This is a genomic window from Burkholderia metallica (assembly GCF_001718555.1).
GTDB lineage: Bacteria > Pseudomonadota > Gammaproteobacteria > Burkholderiales > Burkholderiaceae > Burkholderia > Burkholderia metallica.
Genome location: NZ_CP013401.1, coordinates 3,453,184 through 3,468,311 on the forward strand (window position 1 = coordinate 3,453,184; position 15,128 = coordinate 3,468,311).

Annotated in this window: 16 protein-coding genes; 11 read left to right on the top strand and 5 right to left on the bottom strand. The window is 66.6% G+C overall.

Features of this window, described 5'->3' with window-relative positions; all coding sequences use genetic code 11:
* Positions 1 to 35 precede the first annotated feature (35 nt).
* A complete protein-coding gene (mgrA, locus tag WJ16_RS15620) occupies positions 36 to 1,079 on the bottom strand; it encodes an L-glyceraldehyde 3-phosphate reductase (RefSeq protein ID WP_069257826.1) in 1,044 nt (347 codons plus the stop codon).
* A 193-nt stretch (positions 1,080 to 1,272) separates the two neighbouring features.
* On the opposite strand from mgrA, the gene WJ16_RS15625 reads away from it, so the two are divergent.
* Positions 1,273 to 1,479, top strand: coding sequence for a DUF3185 family protein (locus tag WJ16_RS15625; protein WP_069257827.1), 207 nt, complete (start codon positions 1,273 to 1,275; stop codon positions 1,477 to 1,479).
* A gap of 148 nt (positions 1,480 to 1,627) precedes the next feature.
* Here WJ16_RS15625 and WJ16_RS15630 read toward each other — a convergent pair whose 3' ends face one another.
* Positions 1,628 to 2,401 carry a phytanoyl-CoA dioxygenase family protein gene (locus tag WJ16_RS15630; RefSeq protein WP_069257828.1) on the bottom strand — a complete coding sequence of 258 codons (774 nt, stop codon included), beginning with the start codon at positions 2,399 to 2,401 and terminating at the stop codon, positions 1,628 to 1,630.
* Between the two features lie 353 nt (positions 2,402 to 2,754).
* Between WJ16_RS15630 and WJ16_RS15635 the strand changes: the two genes are divergently transcribed.
* Positions 2,755 to 3,093, top strand: a complete 339-nt coding sequence (locus tag WJ16_RS15635; RefSeq protein ID WP_069257829.1) for a hypothetical protein — start codon at positions 2,755 to 2,757, stop codon at positions 3,091 to 3,093.
* A gap of 123 nt (positions 3,094 to 3,216) precedes the next feature.
* On the opposite strand, the gene metK is transcribed toward WJ16_RS15635, so the two are convergent.
* A complete protein-coding gene (gene metK / locus WJ16_RS15640) occupies positions 3,217 to 4,404 on the bottom strand; it encodes a methionine adenosyltransferase (RefSeq protein ID WP_006482984.1) in 1,188 nt (395 codons plus the stop codon).
* A 266-nt stretch (positions 4,405 to 4,670) separates the two neighbouring features.
* Here metK and lpxL point away from each other — a divergent pair, with 266 nt between their 5' ends.
* On the top strand, positions 4,671 to 5,555 hold the full coding sequence (lpxL, locus tag WJ16_RS15645; RefSeq protein WP_069257830.1) for a lauroyl acyltransferase LpxL: 885 nt from the start codon (positions 4,671 to 4,673) through the stop codon (positions 5,553 to 5,555).
* 36 nt (positions 5,556 to 5,591) lie between these two features.
* Here lpxL and WJ16_RS15650 read toward each other — a convergent pair whose 3' ends face one another.
* Positions 5,592 to 5,855, bottom strand: a complete 264-nt coding sequence (locus WJ16_RS15650) for a HigA family addiction module antitoxin (RefSeq protein ID WP_069258095.1) — start codon at positions 5,853 to 5,855, stop codon at positions 5,592 to 5,594.
* Between the two features lie 419 nt (positions 5,856 to 6,274).
* On the opposite strand from WJ16_RS15650, the gene dapF reads away from it, so the two are divergent.
* The 8 genes from dapF (at position 6,275) to hslU (ending at position 14,458) form a co-directional block, all read left to right on the top strand.
* Positions 6,275 to 7,144 carry a diaminopimelate epimerase gene (gene dapF / locus WJ16_RS15655; protein WP_069257831.1) on the top strand — a complete coding sequence of 290 codons (870 nt, stop codon included), beginning with the start codon at positions 6,275 to 6,277 and terminating at the stop codon, positions 7,142 to 7,144.
* 37 nt (positions 7,145 to 7,181) lie between these two features.
* On the top strand, positions 7,182 to 7,910 hold the full coding sequence (locus WJ16_RS15660; protein WP_069257832.1) for a DUF484 family protein: 729 nt from the start codon (positions 7,182 to 7,184) through the stop codon (positions 7,908 to 7,910).
* A gap of 14 nt (positions 7,911 to 7,924) precedes the next feature.
* Complete coding sequence (xerC, locus tag WJ16_RS15665; RefSeq protein WP_069257833.1) at positions 7,925 to 8,845, top strand: tyrosine recombinase XerC; 921 nt, start codon at positions 7,925 to 7,927, stop codon at positions 8,843 to 8,845.
* A 76-nt stretch (positions 8,846 to 8,921) separates the two neighbouring features.
* Entirely contained in the window at positions 8,922 to 10,136 is a 1,215-nt protein-coding gene (locus WJ16_RS15670) for a class I SAM-dependent rRNA methyltransferase (protein WP_069257834.1), read from the top strand.
* Between the two features lie 202 nt (positions 10,137 to 10,338).
* Entirely contained in the window at positions 10,339 to 11,409 is a 1,071-nt protein-coding gene (locus tag WJ16_RS15675; protein WP_069257835.1) for a CobW family GTP-binding protein, read from the top strand.
* A 507-nt stretch (positions 11,410 to 11,916) separates the two neighbouring features.
* Positions 11,917 to 12,333: an RNA polymerase-binding protein DksA gene (gene dksA / locus WJ16_RS15680; protein ID WP_006477498.1), complete on the top strand. Its 417-nt coding sequence runs from the start codon at positions 11,917 to 11,919 to the stop codon at positions 12,331 to 12,333.
* Between the two features lie 234 nt (positions 12,334 to 12,567).
* On the top strand, positions 12,568 to 13,104 hold the full coding sequence (gene hslV / locus WJ16_RS15685; protein WP_006477497.1) for an ATP-dependent protease subunit HslV: 537 nt from the start codon (positions 12,568 to 12,570) through the stop codon (positions 13,102 to 13,104).
* Positions 13,105 to 13,114: 10 nt separating this feature from the next.
* Positions 13,115 to 14,458: an ATP-dependent protease ATPase subunit HslU gene (gene hslU, locus WJ16_RS15690; protein WP_069257836.1), complete on the top strand. Its 1,344-nt coding sequence runs from the start codon at positions 13,115 to 13,117 to the stop codon at positions 14,456 to 14,458.
* Positions 14,459 to 14,577: 119 nt separating this feature from the next.
* Here the strand turns inward: hslU and WJ16_RS15695 are convergent, their stop codons facing one another.
* A complete protein-coding gene (locus WJ16_RS15695) occupies positions 14,578 to 15,120 on the bottom strand; it encodes a response regulator transcription factor (RefSeq protein ID WP_021156278.1) in 543 nt (180 codons plus the stop codon).
* Between the last annotated feature and the right edge of the window lie 8 nt (positions 15,121 to 15,128).

A 15,128-nucleotide genomic window follows, 5' to 3' on the forward strand; every position in this document is an offset into this window, starting at 1 on the left:
GCATGCGATGTTTCGCATCCCGTATCGAGTCCCGGTCAGATCGCCTGATCGGTGGACGGCTTTTCCCACAGATTGATGCCGCCTTCCGTCGCGTAACGATCGATCTCCGCGAGTTCCTCCGCCGAGAAGTCGAGGTTCTTCAGCGCGCCGACGTTTTCGCGCACCTGCTCCGCCCGGCTCGCGCCGATCAGCGCGGACGTCACGCGGCCGTTGCGCAGCACCCATGCGAGCGCCATCTGCGCGAGGCTCTGCCCGCGCCGCTCGGCGATCGCGTTGAGCTTGCGCACGTGCTCGAGGTTGTGCGCACTCAGGTGATCCTCTTTCAGCGAGCCGCCGCCGGGCTTGTTCACGCGCGCGTCGGCCGGCACGCCGTTCAGGTACTTCGACGTGAGCAGCCCCTGCGCGAGCGGCGTGAACGCGATGCTGCCCGTCCCGATCTCGTCGAGCGTGCCGAGCAGTTCGGTTTCGACCCAGCGGTTCAGCAGGTTGTACGACGGCTGGTGGATCAGCAGCGGCACCTTGTACTGCGCGAGCAGTTCGGCCATCTCGCGCGTCTTCGCCGCCGAATACGACGAAATGCCGATGTAGAGCGCCTTGCCCTGCTGCACGGCCGATGCGAGCGCGCTCGCCGTTTCCTCGAGCGGCGTGTGGGCGTCGAAGCGGTGCGAATAGAAGATGTCGACGTAGTCGAGCCCCATGCGCTGCAGGCTCTGGTCGAGGCTCGCGAGCACGTACTTGCGCGACCCGCCGCCGCTGCCGTACGGCCCCGGCCACATGTCCCAGCCGGCCTTCGTCGAAATCAGCAGCTCGTCGCGATACGGCCGGAAATCCTCCTTCAGCAGCCGGCCGAAATTGGTTTCGGCGCTGCCGTACGGCGGCCCGTAGTTGTTCGCGAGATCGAAGTGGTTGATGCCGAGGTCGAACGCGGTGCGCAGGATCTCGCGCTGCGTCGAGATCGGCGTCGTATCGCCGAAGTTGTGCCACAGGCCGAGCGACAGCGCGGGCAGTTTGAGCCCGGATTTGCCGCAGGTGCGGTACTGCATGTCGGCGTAACGTTCGGAAGCTGCTTCGTAGGCCATGAGTCGGTTCCGTCAGGACATCGGGGAAAGGGACGCGCACGCGCCGCACCCACGGCGCGGCGGTGGCGAAGGAGTCATACGACGACTATGGTAACGAAAGCGGCCGGCGTGCGCACGACGACGCGCCGATGGACGCGGCCGTGCCCGTCGCCTACACTGCGGCGTCTCGAATCACCGTTTCTGCGAGGTTGGTATGTCCCGGGTCATCTCGGTTGCGCTGCTCGTCGGCGGCGTCGTGCTGCTGTATTTCGGCGGCCAGTCGTTCCATTCGCTCAACGACAACATGTCGCGCTTCTTCACGGGCTCGCCCGCGACGAAGACGATCCTGCTGATCGTGGGCGGCGCCGTCGCATCGTTCATCGGCCTGATCGGTTTCGCGATGCCGGGCGGCAAGCGCTGAGCAAGTAGCCGCGCGACACGCGAACGGCCCGCGTCGCACGCCGGGCCGCGCCAGACGAAACGGGCGGCCAGGCCGCCCGTTGCTTCATTCTCCCGCGATGCCCGGCACCACGGCATCGCCGCGGCGTTGCCGGCCGCCCGCGCCGTGCCTAGAACGGCACTTCCGACTTCGACGCCGAGCGCGTGCCCGGCACCGGCCGGTTGCTCGCGCCGTGGTAGGTGTACACGAGCGAGAATTTCACCTGGTCGGAACGATTCTGCCCGGCCGAATGCAGCGTGTTGCTGTGGAAGAACACGACGTCGCCCGTCTGCAGCGACGGGCACGTGGCCGCGTCGATCATCCTGCGATTCTCCGGCAGGTCGCTGCGGAAGAACTTCGCATCGTCGAACGCTTCGGGCCCGAATTCGGCCGTATGCGACCCCGGCACGAGCCACAATGCGCCGTTCTCGTTCGTCTCCGGCCCGAGCGCGAGCCATACCGACACCATGTCCGGGCGCTCGAACGACCAGTAGCGAAAATCGCGATGCCAGCCGGTCAGGCTGCCGTACGCGGGATGCTTCGTCATCATGCAGTTGTGATGGGCGCGCGACAGCACGGGCTCTTCGCCGAAATACGCGCGCATCCACGCACCGATTTCAGGGGCGACCGCGCGCTCGGCGAAGGCCGGATCGCGCGAATACGCATCGAGCAGCCGTCGCACCGTATGCCCGCCCGGCGCATGTTTGGACTCGGGCGCGCCCGGATAGCGCAAATCCGCCTCGAACTCGATCGGCTCGGCCGCCTCCCGCAACTGGCGCTCGGCGATCTGCCTGAGTGCCGCGCACTGCTCGTCACTGACGAGGCCACGCGCGACGACGAAGCCGCGCTCGCGCAATTCCGCGACTTGCGCGCGGATCGATTCCGACTGCAATGGAGACGACATGGGATGCCAGATGCTTATTGTGTGAATGTGACGATTGTAAATCGGCGCCGGATTCGGCGAACAGCGCCATTGTCGTGCGCAGGGGCATGCCAATCGCGGATTTGATCCGGGTCAAGGGAACTGTGCGGCGCGGCGCCGGCCTCACCGACAGGCGGTATGCGGCACACGCGTTGCGGCACAAGGGTTTATCGCGACTTTTGCCGGTCATGTTTCCCCTGTAGCCTGTCGCGGCCCTGTCAATTCTGGCGGGCGCGGCGCGCAGCGAGTTTCGGTAAGATCCGTTGCGCCATCCGAGGCCGTTCATACCAGTGCGCTCCCAAGGGCGCCATCCATACAAGCGAAGCATCGTTCACATGCCATTCCGTCTGACTTCCCGTCTCAGCCGCGCTGCGAAGCGCGTCATGCCGCCCGCTCCTGCCCGCTCGCTGCGCCATCACCGCGCCCGCACGCAGGCGCTGGCCGAGCGTACGCCCGCACACAGCCGGCTGGACGGCATCCGTGCGTGGTTCCACGCATTTCTGATGATGAGCGCGCAGGCGTTCTCGCGCCGCGCGGGCCTGCGCTCGCTGCTGCAGAAGCCGTCGTCGCTGCGCGCGCTCGCGCTGCGCCGCACGCTCGGCCCGCAGCGCCGCATCAACCGCCCGCGCCGCCTCGCGGCCAGCAACGGCTGGTTCGGGTTCGGCGCGCGCTGAGCGCACGCCGGCGGGCACCGCGCGACGATCGCCGTCGCGCTGCCGTGCCCGTACCCACCGGTGATCGACACCCATAAAAAAACCCCGGCCAGGCCGGGGTTTTTCATGTCGGGCGAACGACGCCTACGCGACGCGTGCCGTCGGCTCGACGCCGGCCGCTTCGGCCAGTGCGAGCGCCTTGTCGGTCGCTTCCCACGAGAATTCCGGCTCTTCGCGGCCGAAGTGGCCGTAAGCGGCGGTCTTTTCGTAGATCGGGCGCAGCAGGTCGAGCATCTTGATGATGCCCTTCGGACGCAGGTCGAAATGCTCGCGCACGAGCTTCGTGATCACTGCATCCGACACGCGGCCCGTGCCGAACGTGTTGACCATCACCGAGGTCGGCTCGGCCACGCCGATCGCGTACGACACCTGGATCAGCGCGCGCGACGCGAGGCCGGCGGCGACGATGTTCTTCGCGACGTAGCGGCCTGCGTACGCAGCCGAACGGTCGACCTTCGACGGATCCTTGCCCGAGAACGCGCCGCCGCCGTGCGGTGCGGCACCGCCGTACGTGTCGACGATGATCTTGCGGCCGGTCAGGCCGCAGTCGCCCTGCGGGCCGCCGATCACGAACCGGCCGGTCGGGTTCACCAGGAACTTGATGTCGCCCTTGATCAGGTCGGCCGGCAGCGTCGGCTTGATGATTTCCTCGATCACGGCTTCGCGCAGCGCCGGCAGTTCGATGTCCGGTGCGTGCTGCGTCGACAGCACGACGGTGTCGATCGAATCGGGCTTGCCGTCGACGTAGCGGACCGTCACCTGCGACTTCGCGTCCGGGCGCAGCCATTGCAGGCGGCCGTCGCGGCGCAGGCTGGCCTGGCGCTCGACGAGACGGTGCGACAGGTAGATCGGCAGCGGCATCAGTTCCGGCGTTTCGTCGCACGCGTAACCGAACATCAGGCCCTGGTCGCCCGCGCCTTGATCGAGGTTGTCGTCGTGCGCACGATCGACGCCCTGCGCGATGTCCGGCGACTGCTTGTCGTACGCGACGAGCACCGCGCAACCCTTGTAGTCGATGCCGTAGTCGGTGTTGTCGTAGCCGATGCGCTTGATCGTGTCGCGTGCGATCTGGATGTAGTCGATGTTGGCCGTCGTGGTGATTTCACCGGCCAGCACGACGAGACCCGTGTTGCACAGCGTTTCCGCCGCGACACGGGAATACTTGTCTTGCTCGAGGATGGCGTCGAGGATCGCGTCCGAGATCTGGTCCGCGACTTTGTCCGGATGGCCTTCGGAGACGGATTCGGACGTGAAGAGATAATCGTTTGCCACTTTTTTCAGGCTCCTGTGTGGTTACGGTTGGTTTCACGTAGCCAGCTTCGTTGGGCCTGAAGCGGCGACGCTTTAGCGGATTACCAGGACCGGGCAGCGTGTGTGACGCCAACCGGCTTCGCCCCGCAAGTTGTCAGTTAACTCGGCGAAGCCCGTATTATAGCGGCTTTCCTGAATTGTCACAGAGCGCCGCCCGTGCTGCATCTTCCGCTGTCTCACCCACCTGTTCGCAACGCGCCGGCCAGCCGGTTCCACGGAGGTTTCGCATGCTAGGTCGTCTCGGCACGCACCTCGCCATTGGCTTGCTGAAACTGCTCGCCCTGTTGCCGTACGGCCTGACCGCACGGTTCGGCGATGGTCTCGGCTGGCTGCTCTACAAGATCCCCAGCCGGCGAAAACGCATCGTACACACCAATCTGAAACTCTGCTTCCCGGACTGGAGCGACGCGCGGCGCGAGGAAGTCGCCGGGCAGCATTTCCGCCATGCGATCCGCAGCTACGTCGAGCGCAGCGTGCAGTGGTTCGGCTCGGAGAAAAAGCTCGCGAAGCTGATCCAGGTCGACAGCGCGGTCGATCTCGACGATCCGGACCTGCCGCCGACGCTGTTCCTCGGCCTGCATTTCGTCGGCATCGAGGCCGGCTCGATCTGGCTGAATCGTTCGCTGCACCGCCGCTGCGGGTCGCTCTACCAGCCGTTCTCGAACGCGGTGCTCGAGGAAGCGGCGAAGCAGGCGCGCGGGCGATTCGACGCGGAGATGGTCGGCCGCGCGGACAGCGCGCGCGTCGTGCTGCGCTGGCTGCGCGACCGCAAGCCGGTGATGCTCGGCGCCGACATGGACTACGGGTTGCGCAATTCGACGTTCGTCCCGTTCTTCGGCGTGCCTGCCTGCACGCTGACGGCCGTCGGCCGGCTCGCGAAGACGGGCCGCGCGCAGGTCGTGCCGTTCATCGGCGAGGTGCTGCCGAATTACAAGGGCTATCGTCTGAAGGTATTCAAGCCGTGGGATCACTACCCGACCGGCGACGACGATCTCGACGCACGGCGGATGAACGCATTCCTGGAAGAACAGATCCCGCTGATGCCCGAGCAATACTATTGGGTCCACAAGCGCTTCAAGACCCGCCCGGCCGGCGAACCGAGCCTGTACTGACCTGACGCCCGTCGGGCGAATCCCGCGGGCGCGCCGTCATGCGCGCGCCTGCCAGAGATCGAACGCAACCTGCTGCGCGAGCCAAAGGTCGGCACGCCCGCCATTGTCTTCGCCCAGCCATGCCTCGAGACGCAATGCCATTTCCGGCGAGATACCGGCATGGCCGTGCAGGATCCGCGACAGCGCCGCACGCGTCACGCCGAGCTGCGCGGCGGCCTCGGTGACGGACAGGCCCAGCGCCGGCAGCACGTCGTCGCGCAGCGCTTCGCCTGAATGGGGCGGATTGAAGATGCGTGTCATCGCTTGAATCACCTCAGTGATCATCCTGGTAATTGACCAGGACGACATCGGAGCCGTCGAACCTGAACGTCAGACATCACCTTGTCAATGTGACCCGTACGAAACGTGCGTCCGGGTCGCCCTGTGCTTTTGCCGTGCATCGGGCACGCATCGCCACGCCCCGCCTGGGCTGCGACAACGCCCGCCACACCGCGTCAATTTGTCCGCTCGCCGCTGACGCGACCAGTCGACCGATCGACAGATATCGCCCGTTCCTTCCCGCCGGCGACGCGAAACGGCCGCCCGCGCGGGACGCCCCTGTCCGCTGCATGTATCATTTGCGGTTGAGATCAGCACGACGAACGACGAGGCCGCACCGCATGGCCGCCGGCCGTTCGCGTCGTGCCGACCGCCTTGTTCGCCATGGAAATCCGGACCCAGTGAAACTCTCGTTCACCAAGATGCACGGCGCGGGCAACGACTTCGTCGTGCTCGACGGCTATTCGCGCGCGTTGCCGCCGCTCACCGAAGCGCAGGTGCGTGCGCTTGCCAACCGCCACTTCGGTATCGGCGCCGACCAGTTGCTGCTCGTCGAGAAACCGACCGTCGACGGCGCGGATTTCAAGTACCGGATCTTCAATTGCGACGGCGGCGAGGTCGAACACTGCGGCAACGGCGCGCGCTGCTTCGTGAAATTCGTCAGCGACCGCGGCCTGACCGACAAGCGCAGCGTGCGCGTGCAGGTGATGAAGGGCCTGATCACGCTGACGATGCAGGACAACGGCGAAGTCGTCGTCGACATGGGTGCGCCCGGGTTCGCGCCGGCGCAGGTGCCGTTCGACGCGGCGGGCCTCGACGGCCGCACCGAGGGCCGCGACACGCTGTGGCCGCTCGACGTCGGCGGCGCGACGCGCTGGATTTCGACGGTGACGATGGGCAATCCGCACGCGGTGCAGGTCGTCGACGACACCGAAGCGTATCCGGTGCTGGAAGAAGGCCCGCTGATCGAACGCCACGCCCGCTTCCCGCAGCGCGTGAACGCCGGCTTCATGCAGATCGTGTCGCGCAGCGAAGTGAAACTGCGCGTGTACGAACGCGGCGCGGGCGAGACGCTCGCGTGCGGCACCGGTGCATGCGCGGCGGTCGCGGCCGGCATCCGGCGCGGCCTGCTCGATTCGCCCGTGACCGTGCACACGCACGGCGGCACGCTGACGATCGACTGGGACGGCGCGCGCGACGAACGCGCCGCGCTGATGATGGCCGGCCCCGCCACCACCGTGTTCGAAGGCGAGATCGACCTGCACGCCTGACCCTGCAACGTCCTTGATAACTGAACGCTCCCGCCACATGAACGATCGCGAAGTCGCCGACTACCTGCTCGCCAATCCCGAATTCTTCGCGCGCCACGCCGAGCTGCTCGCGACGATCCGTCTCGCGAACCCGCACGGCAAGGCCGCGATCTCGCTGCAGGAGCGGCAGATGGAAATGCTGCGCGACAAGAACAAGCATCTCGAGCGCCGCCTCGCCGAACTCGTGCGGTACGGCCACGAGAACGACAGCCTGTCCGCGAAGTTCAGCCGCTGGACCGCACGCGTGATCGCGGAACGCGATCCGTACGCGCTGCCGCGCACGATCGCCGACGGCATCGCCGACGTGTTCGACGTGCCGCAAACCGCGCTGCGCGTCTGGGACGTCGCCGACACCTACTCGCAGGCCGACTTCGCGCGCCAGGTCGGCGAGGAAGTCCGGCTGTTCACGAACGGGCTGTCGACGCCGTACTGCGGCGCCAACACGGGCTTCGAGGCCGCGCAGTGGCTCGTGCCCGCGCTCGCCGCATCGGCCGCGAATGCGGCGGAAGGTGCGGAAGCCGCGCCGCCGGCCGGCGACGGCTCGGCCGCATCGGTCGCGCTGCTCGCACTGCGTGCGCCGCTCGCCGGCGCCGATGCGCCCGCGTTCGGCCTGCTCGTGCTCGGTTCGCCCGACCCGCGCCGCTTCCACGACGGCATGGCCACCGACTTCCTCGCGCAGATCGCGACGCTCGCGAGCGCCGCGCTCACGCGCCTGCTGCCGCACTGATCCGTCCGCCCGCGATGACAGACGATCCGGTCGCCGCCTACCTGTCGAACCTGAAGCACGTCAGGCAGCTGTCGGACCACACGCTGCGCGGCTACACGCACGAACTCGACGAGCTGAAGAAGCTCGCGAACGGCCGGCCGCTCGAAACGCTGACGGCCGCCGACATGCGCGGCGCGGTCGCGCGCGCGCATGCGGGCGGGCTGTCCGCACGCTCGATCGCGCACCGGCTGTCCGCGTGGCGCGCGTTCTACCGCTGGCTCGCGCAGCGCATCGAGATGCCCGCGAACCCGGTCGCCGCGGTGCGCGCGCCGAAACGCGCGAAGACCTTGCCGAAGGCGCTGTCGGTCGACGACGCATCGGCGTTGATGGACGCACCGCTTGCCGGCACGACCGAAGGCATCCGCGATCACGCGATCCTCGAGCTGTTCTATTCGTCGGGGCTGCGCCTCGCCGAGCTGATCGGGCTCGACGTGATGTACACGCAGGCCGACGGCTACCGGTCGGCCGGCTGGCTCGATCTCGCCGAAGCCGAAGTCACCGTGCGCGGCAAGGGCAACAAGGAGCGCAAGGTGCCCGTCGGCCGCAAGGCGATCGACGCGCTGAACGCATGGCTCGCGGTGCGCGGCGAATTCGTGAAGCACGATCCGCATCCGCTGTTCCTGTCGGTGCGCGGCAACCGGATGTCGCCGGGCGTCGTACGCGAGCGCGTGAAGCGCGCGGCGCTCACCGCGGGCATCCCCGCCAACGTCCATCCGCACGTGCTGCGCCACTCGTTCGCCACCCACGTGCTGCAGTCGAGCGGCGACCTGCGCGCGGTGCAGGAACTGCTCGGCCACGCGAGCGTTGCCGCGACGCAAATCTATACGTCGCTCGACTTCCAGCATCTCGCAAAGATTTACGACAGCGCGCATCCGCGCGCGAAGAAGCGCGACTGACGCGCGTCCCGTACGACCCGCCGCGCGCGGCGGCCGGCCACGGCCGGCGTCGCGCATGGCCCCTTTCGATTTCATCATGCAAACCGTCACCCTCAAGCCGTCCAAGGAAAAATCGCTGCTGCGCCGCCATCCGTGGATCTACGCCAATGCGATCGACCGCGTCGACGGCAAGCCCGCGCCCGGCGCGACCGTCGTCGTGCGTGCGCACGACGGCCGCTTCCTCGCGCGCGGCGCGTACAGCCCGCAGTCGCAGATCCGCGTGCGCGTGTGGAGCTTCGACGAGAACGAGCCGATCGACCATGCGTTCTTCAAGCGCCGCGTGCAGCGCGCGGTCGCGCACCGCACGACGATGGTGTCGGGCACCGGCGCGGTCCGGCTCGTGTTCGGCGAAGCCGACGGGCTGCCGGGGCTGATCGTCGACTACTACGTGGCCGACACCGCCGAAGCGGGCGCCACGCCGCGCGGCCAGCTCGTGTGCCAGTTCATGGCCGCGGGCGTCGAGGCCTGGAAGGATGCGATCGTGAAGGCGCTCGTCGGCGCGACGGACTGCCCGAACGTCTACGAGCGCTCGGACGTGTCGATCCGCGACAAGGAAGGGCTCGAACAGACGACCGGCGTGCTCGCCGGCGACGCGCCGCCCGCGACGCTGATCGCGAACGAAAACGGCGTGCGCTATCACGTCGACGTGCCGAACGGCCACAAGACGGGCTTCTACGTCGATCAGCGCGACAACCGCGCGCTGGTTGCGCAGTACGCGGCCGACCGCGACGTGCTGAACTGCTTCTGCTACACGGGCGGCTTCTCGCTCGCGGCGCTCAAGGGCGGCGCGAAGCGTGTCGTGTCGATCGACTCGTCGGGCGATGCGCTCGCGCTCGCACAGCAGAACGTCGTCGCCAACGGCTTCGATGCCGAACGCGCGACCTGGCTCGATGCCGATGCATTCAAGACGCTGCGCCGCCTCGTCGACGAAGGCGAGCGTTTCGACCTGATCGTGCTCGATCCGCCGAAGTTCGCGCCGACCCGCGACAGCGTCGATCGCGCGGCGCGCGCATACAAGGACATCAACCTGAGCGGCTTCAAGCTGCTGCGTCCGGGCGGCCTGCTGTTCACGTACTCGTGCTCGGGCGCGATCGACATGGACCTGTTCCAGAAGATCGTCGCGGGCGCGGCCGCCGACGCGAAGGTCGACGCGCGCATCCTGAAGCGGCTCGGCGCGGGCGTCGATCACCCGCTGCTCGCCGCGTTCCCGGAGGGCGAGTATCTGAAGGGCCTGCTGTTGCAAATCGTCTGATCGCCCCGATCTACGCGCGTAACCGTCAGCCGGCCCGCGGCCCCGCGCCCGGCGCATCCGCGCTCCCGCCTGTCGTTCGGACGACGGGCGAGGGCTTGACAGATATGTTTCAATGGATGGTTGTGCGCCCCGGCTGGCCAAGCCCCGGGGCGCGATGCACATCCTAGTTTTGACCCCGATTCACGAACCACAGGCGATTGACATGGCCACTCCCGTCACCATCCTCACCGGCTTCCTCGGCAGCGGCAAGACGACGCTGCTCAAGCGCATCCTGAACGAACAGCACGGCATGAAGATCGCCGTGATCGAGAACGAGTTCGGCGAAGAGAACATCGACAACGAAATCCTGATCCAGGATTCGAACGAGCAGATCATCCAGATGAGCAACGGCTGCATCTGCTGCACGATCCGCGGCGACCTCGCGCGCACGCTCGGCGATCTCGCCGCGAAGAAGCGCGAGGGCAAGCTCGACTTCGACCGTATCGTGATCGAGACCACCGGCCTCGCGAACCCGGGCCCCGTCGCGCAGACCTTCTTCATCGACAGCGAGATCGCCGACGATTTCCTGCTCGACGCGGTCATCACGCTGGTCGACGCGAAGCACGCGAACGCGCAGCTCGACGAGCACGAAGTCGTGCAGCGTCAGGTCGGCTTCGCCGATCGCCTGTTCATCACGAAGTCGGACCTGGTCGACGACCAGACGGTGGCCGGCCTCAAGCACCGCCTGATGCACATGAACCCGAAGGCCGCGATCAAGGTCGTGAATTTCGGCGAAGCCGAGATCAAGGAAATCTTCGACCTGCGCGGCTTCAACCTGAACGCGAAGCTCGAGATCGATCCCGACTTCCTCGCCGAAGACGATCACGCGCACCACCACCACGATCACGACCATGATCACGCCCATTGCGACCACGATCACGGTCAATGCGCGCACGATCACGACCACGGCCACCACCATCACCACGCGCACCACGACGACAAGATCAAGTCGTTCGTGTACCGCAACGACCGCCCGTTCGACCCGAACAAGCTGGAAGACTTCCTCGGCGGCATCCTGCAGATCTACGGCGAGCGGATGCTGCGCTACAAGGGCGTGCTGTACATGAAGGGCGTCGACCGCAAGGTCGTGTTCCAGGGCGTGCACCAGATGATGGGTAGCGACCTCGCCGCGAAGTGGCTGCCGGCCGAGAAGAAGACGAACAAGATGGTGTTCATCGGCGTCGATCTGCCGCAGGACCTGATCACCGACGGCCTCGACGCCTGCCTCGCCTGACGCGCGCGGGCGCCGCGTTTGCGGCCCTTTTTGCCCCTTTGCGCCCCGCCCGCGCCGCCGCTTTCGCGGCGGCACCGGGGGCCGCGTGCGGGCAGGGTTTCGTCGTCATCGCTTTTTCGCGATTTGCGCGTTATATTTTCTAGATATTGGCGCAGCCGACGGGGATCGACCCGATACGGCGCCCGCTTGCGATTCAGTTACAATACGTGCCCGCTGGAGTACGGTAACAAACAGGCCCGGTTCTTGCTGAACCAGTTTTCCGGGCATCGCAACCGCGCCGGATCGCCCATCCGCCTCCCGGCCGCGGCCGATGCAATGTGCCGCGCAGCACACCGGTTCGCAGCGCGCGCCACTCCGCGCCAGGCCAATCCTGGTATTTGAGAACCGGTTTTCCAGAGGCTTTCGGCCCCGCGGCGGCAAATCGCAAATGATTGCAAGCGCAGTTGCGGGTAATCCCAAAGTGCAGGCAATATCTGTCGATTTGCCGCACATTGAAGAAGCAAGCAGATGACGAAGAAACTCTTGACCGAAGCCGAAATCCTGAAGATGAGCGACAAGGATTACATGAATGAGGATCAGCTCGCCTTCTTCAAAAATCGGCTCGAACAGTTGCAGGCGGACATCCTCAAGAATGCAGGCCAGACGACCGAGAACCTGCGCGAAACGGTGATCGTGCCCGATCCCGCCGATCGCGCGACGATCGAGGAAGAGCACGCGCTCGAACTGCGTACGCGCGATCGCGAACGCAAGCTCCTCAAGAAGGTTCAGCAGTCGCTCGCCCGCATCGATTCCGGCGATTACGGCTGGTGCGAGGAAACCGGCGAGCCGATCGGCATTCCGCGCCTGCTCGCGCGACCGACCGCCACGCTGTCGCTCGAGGCGCAGGAGCGCCGCGAACTGCGCCAGAAGCTGTTCGGCGACTGATCGAGCGGCGTTCCGCTCAGACACGCTGCTTCCCGAAAGCGCGCGGCCTGCCGCGCGCTTTCTGTTTTTCCGGCACCGGTTCCCGGTCCGCCGTTTCGGCTCCCCCCTCTTGATATCCCGCCGCCCGCCCTAAAATGGAACGGACGCGCGCCGGGCCGCTTTCCGGCGCACTGCGAGTCACGCGGCGGCGCCACGCGCCGTCCGACTCTTCCCCGTTTTTCTCAAGGAACGCAGATGGAGCAATTTCACGGCACGACCATCGTTTCGGTCCGGCGCGGCGACAAGGTCGCGCTCGGCGGCGACGGCCAGGTAACCCTCGGCAACATCGTCATGAAGGGTGGCGCGCGGAAAGTGCGGCGGATCTACAACAACCAGGTGCTGGTCGGATTCGCGGGCGGCACGGCCGATGCGTTCTCGCTGCTCGACCGCTTCGAGGCGAAGCTCGAGAAGCACCAGGGCAACCTCACCCGTGCGGCCGTCGAGCTCGCGAAGGACTGGCGCACCGACCGGATGCTGCGCCGCCTCGAGGCGATGCTGATCACGGCCGACGCCACCACCACGCTCGTGATCACCGGCAACGGCGACGTGCTCGACCCCGAAGGCGGGATCTGCGCGATCGGCTCGGGCGGCGCCTATGCGCAGGCCGCGGCCCGCGCGCTCGTCGAGAACACCGAGCTGTCGCCGCGCGAGATCGTCGAGAAGTCGCTCGGCATCGCCGGCGACATGTGCATCTACACGAACCACAACCGCATCATCGAAACGATCGAGTAAGGACCGCCCCATGAGCACCATGACCCCTGCCGAGATCGTCTCGGAACTCGACAAGCACATCATCGGCCAGGCAAAGGCGAAGAAGGCCGTCGCGGTCGCGCTGCGCAACCGCTGGCGCCGCCAGCAGGTCGCCGACCCGCTGCGCCAGGAAATCACGCCGAAGAACATCCTGATGATCGGGCCGACGGGTGTCGGCAAGACCGAAATCGCGCGCCGCCTCGCGAAGCTCGCCGACGCGCCGTTCATCAAGATCGAAGCGACCAAATTCACCGAAGTCGGCTACGTCGGCCGCGACGTCGACAGCATCGTGCGCGACCTGATCGAAATCTCGGTCAAGCAGACGCGCGAGAGCGAGATGCGCAAGGTGCGCAGCAAGGCGACCGACCAGGCGGAAGACCGCATCCTCGACATCCTGCTGCCGCAGCCGCGCGCGGTGGGCTTCGGCGGCAATGCCGATCACGCGAACGACGACAACAACGCGACGCGCCAGACGTTCCGCAAGCGCCTGCGCGAAGGCCAGCTCGACGACAAGGAAGTCGAGCTCGATCTCGAGCAGCCGTCGGCCGGCATGGACATCATGGCGCCGCCGGGGATGGAAGAGATGACCGAGCAGATCCGCTCGATGTTCTCGAACCTCGGCAGCGGCAAGAAGCAGCGCCGCAAGGTGAAGATCAAGGAAGCGCTGAAGCTGCTGACCGACGAGGAAGCGGCGAAGATGCTCAACGACGAGGAAGTGAAGACGAAGGCCGTGCAGAACGTCGAGCAGAACGGCATCGTGTTCCTCGACGAGATCGACAAGATCACGTCGCGCAACAACGAAGGCAGCGGCGGCGAAGTGTCGCGCCAGGGCGTGCAGCGCGACCTGCTGCCGCTCGTCGAAGGCACGACGGTCAACACGAAGTACGGGATGGTGAAGACCGATCACATCCTGTTCATCGCGAGCGGCGCGTTCCATCTCGCGAAGCCGAGCGACCTCATTCCCGAACTGCAGGGCCGCTTCCCGATCCGCGTCGAGCTCGATTCGCTGTCGGTGGAAGACTTCGAAGCTATCCTCGACGCAACCGACGCGAGCCTCGTCAAGCAGTACCAGGCGCTGCTCGCGACCGAAGACGTGCAACTCGAATTCGCCGACGACGGCATCCGCCGGCTGGCGGAGATCGCGTTCGCGGTCAACGAGAAGACCGAGAACATCGGCGCGCGCCGGCTGTACACGGTGATCGAAAAGCTGCTCGAGGAAGTGTCGTTCTCGGCCGGCAACCACGCCGGCGAGCGCGTGACGATCGACGCGACGTATGTCGACCGCGCACTCGGCGAAGTGTCGCAGGACGAAGACCTGTCGCGCTACGTGCTGTAACGCGCGCGGCGCCGGACGACAAACGGGCGGCCCCCTTCCGGGGCCGCCCGTTTTTTCATGGTCGTGCGATGCGACGCGCGAGGCCGCCCGGCGGATGACGCGCCGGGCGCAAACCGCGCTTACTGCCGCACCGGCTTCTTCGCGAGCTTGCGCTGCAGCGTGCGGCGGTGCATGTTCAGCGCGCGCGCCGTCGCCGAGATGTTGTTGTTGTTCTCGGCCAGCACGCGCTGGATATGCTCCCACTCGAGCCGGTCGACCGACAGCACGACCGGATTCTCGAGCGCTTCGTCGGCCTGCACTTCGGTCGCGTTGGTCTGCAGCGCGGCCAGGATCGACTCGACGTTCGCGGGCTTCGCGAGATAGTTGTCGGCACCTTCCTTCACCGCCTGCACGGCGGTCGCGATGCTCGCGTAGCCGGTCAGCACCAGAATCCGCGCATCGGGCTGCAGGTCGCACAGCGGCGCGATCAGGCTCAGGCCCGAATCCTCGCCGAGATGCAGGTCGACGGTGATGAACTGGAACTTGCCGCCCGCGGCGAGCCGGAGCGCCGCCTCCTTGTCGTGCGCCTGCTGGACCGCGTAACCGCGGCGCTCGAGGCCGCGCGCGAGCGTGCCCGCGAACACCTCGTTGTCGTCGATCACCAGGAAATTGTTCTCGCTCATGGGGTTTC

What these genes read in the sequence shown, in the direction of transcription:
- lpxL (WP_069257830.1), top strand. Translation starts at nt 4,671, where the DNA reads ATGCTAGGTCGTCTCGGCACGCACCTCGCCATTGGCTTGCTGAAACTG.
- WJ16_RS15635 (WP_069257829.1), top strand. Translation starts at nt 2,755, where the DNA reads ATGCCATTCCGTCTGACTTCCCGTCTCAGCCGCGCTGCGAAGCGCGTC.
- WJ16_RS15650 (WP_069258095.1), bottom strand. Translation starts at nt 5,855, where the DNA reads ATGACACGCATCTTCAATCCGCCCCATTCAGGCGAAGCGCTGCGCGAC.
- WJ16_RS15630 (WP_069257828.1), bottom strand. Translation starts at nt 2,401, where the DNA reads ATGTCGTCTCCATTGCAGTCGGAATCGATCCGCGCGCAAGTCGCGGAA.
- WJ16_RS15675 (WP_069257835.1), top strand. Translation starts at nt 10,339, where the DNA reads ATGGCCACTCCCGTCACCATCCTCACCGGCTTCCTCGGCAGCGGCAAG.
- WJ16_RS15660 (WP_069257832.1), top strand. Translation starts at nt 7,182, where the DNA reads ATGAACGATCGCGAAGTCGCCGACTACCTGCTCGCCAATCCCGAATTC.
- WJ16_RS15695 (WP_021156278.1), bottom strand. Translation starts at nt 15,120, where the DNA reads ATGAGCGAGAACAATTTCCTGGTGATCGACGACAACGAGGTGTTCGCG.
- hslV (WP_006477497.1), top strand. Translation starts at nt 12,568, where the DNA reads ATGGAGCAATTTCACGGCACGACCATCGTTTCGGTCCGGCGCGGCGAC.
- mgrA (WP_069257826.1), bottom strand. Translation starts at nt 1,079, where the DNA reads ATGGCCTACGAAGCAGCTTCCGAACGTTACGCCGACATGCAGTACCGC.
- WJ16_RS15670 (WP_069257834.1), top strand. Translation starts at nt 8,922, where the DNA reads ATGCAAACCGTCACCCTCAAGCCGTCCAAGGAAAAATCGCTGCTGCGC.
- dksA (WP_006477498.1), top strand. Translation starts at nt 11,917, where the DNA reads ATGACGAAGAAACTCTTGACCGAAGCCGAAATCCTGAAGATGAGCGAC.
- hslU (WP_069257836.1), top strand. Translation starts at nt 13,115, where the DNA reads ATGAGCACCATGACCCCTGCCGAGATCGTCTCGGAACTCGACAAGCAC.
- WJ16_RS15625 (WP_069257827.1), top strand. Translation starts at nt 1,273, where the DNA reads ATGTCCCGGGTCATCTCGGTTGCGCTGCTCGTCGGCGGCGTCGTGCTG.
- xerC (WP_069257833.1), top strand. Translation starts at nt 7,925, where the DNA reads ATGACAGACGATCCGGTCGCCGCCTACCTGTCGAACCTGAAGCACGTC.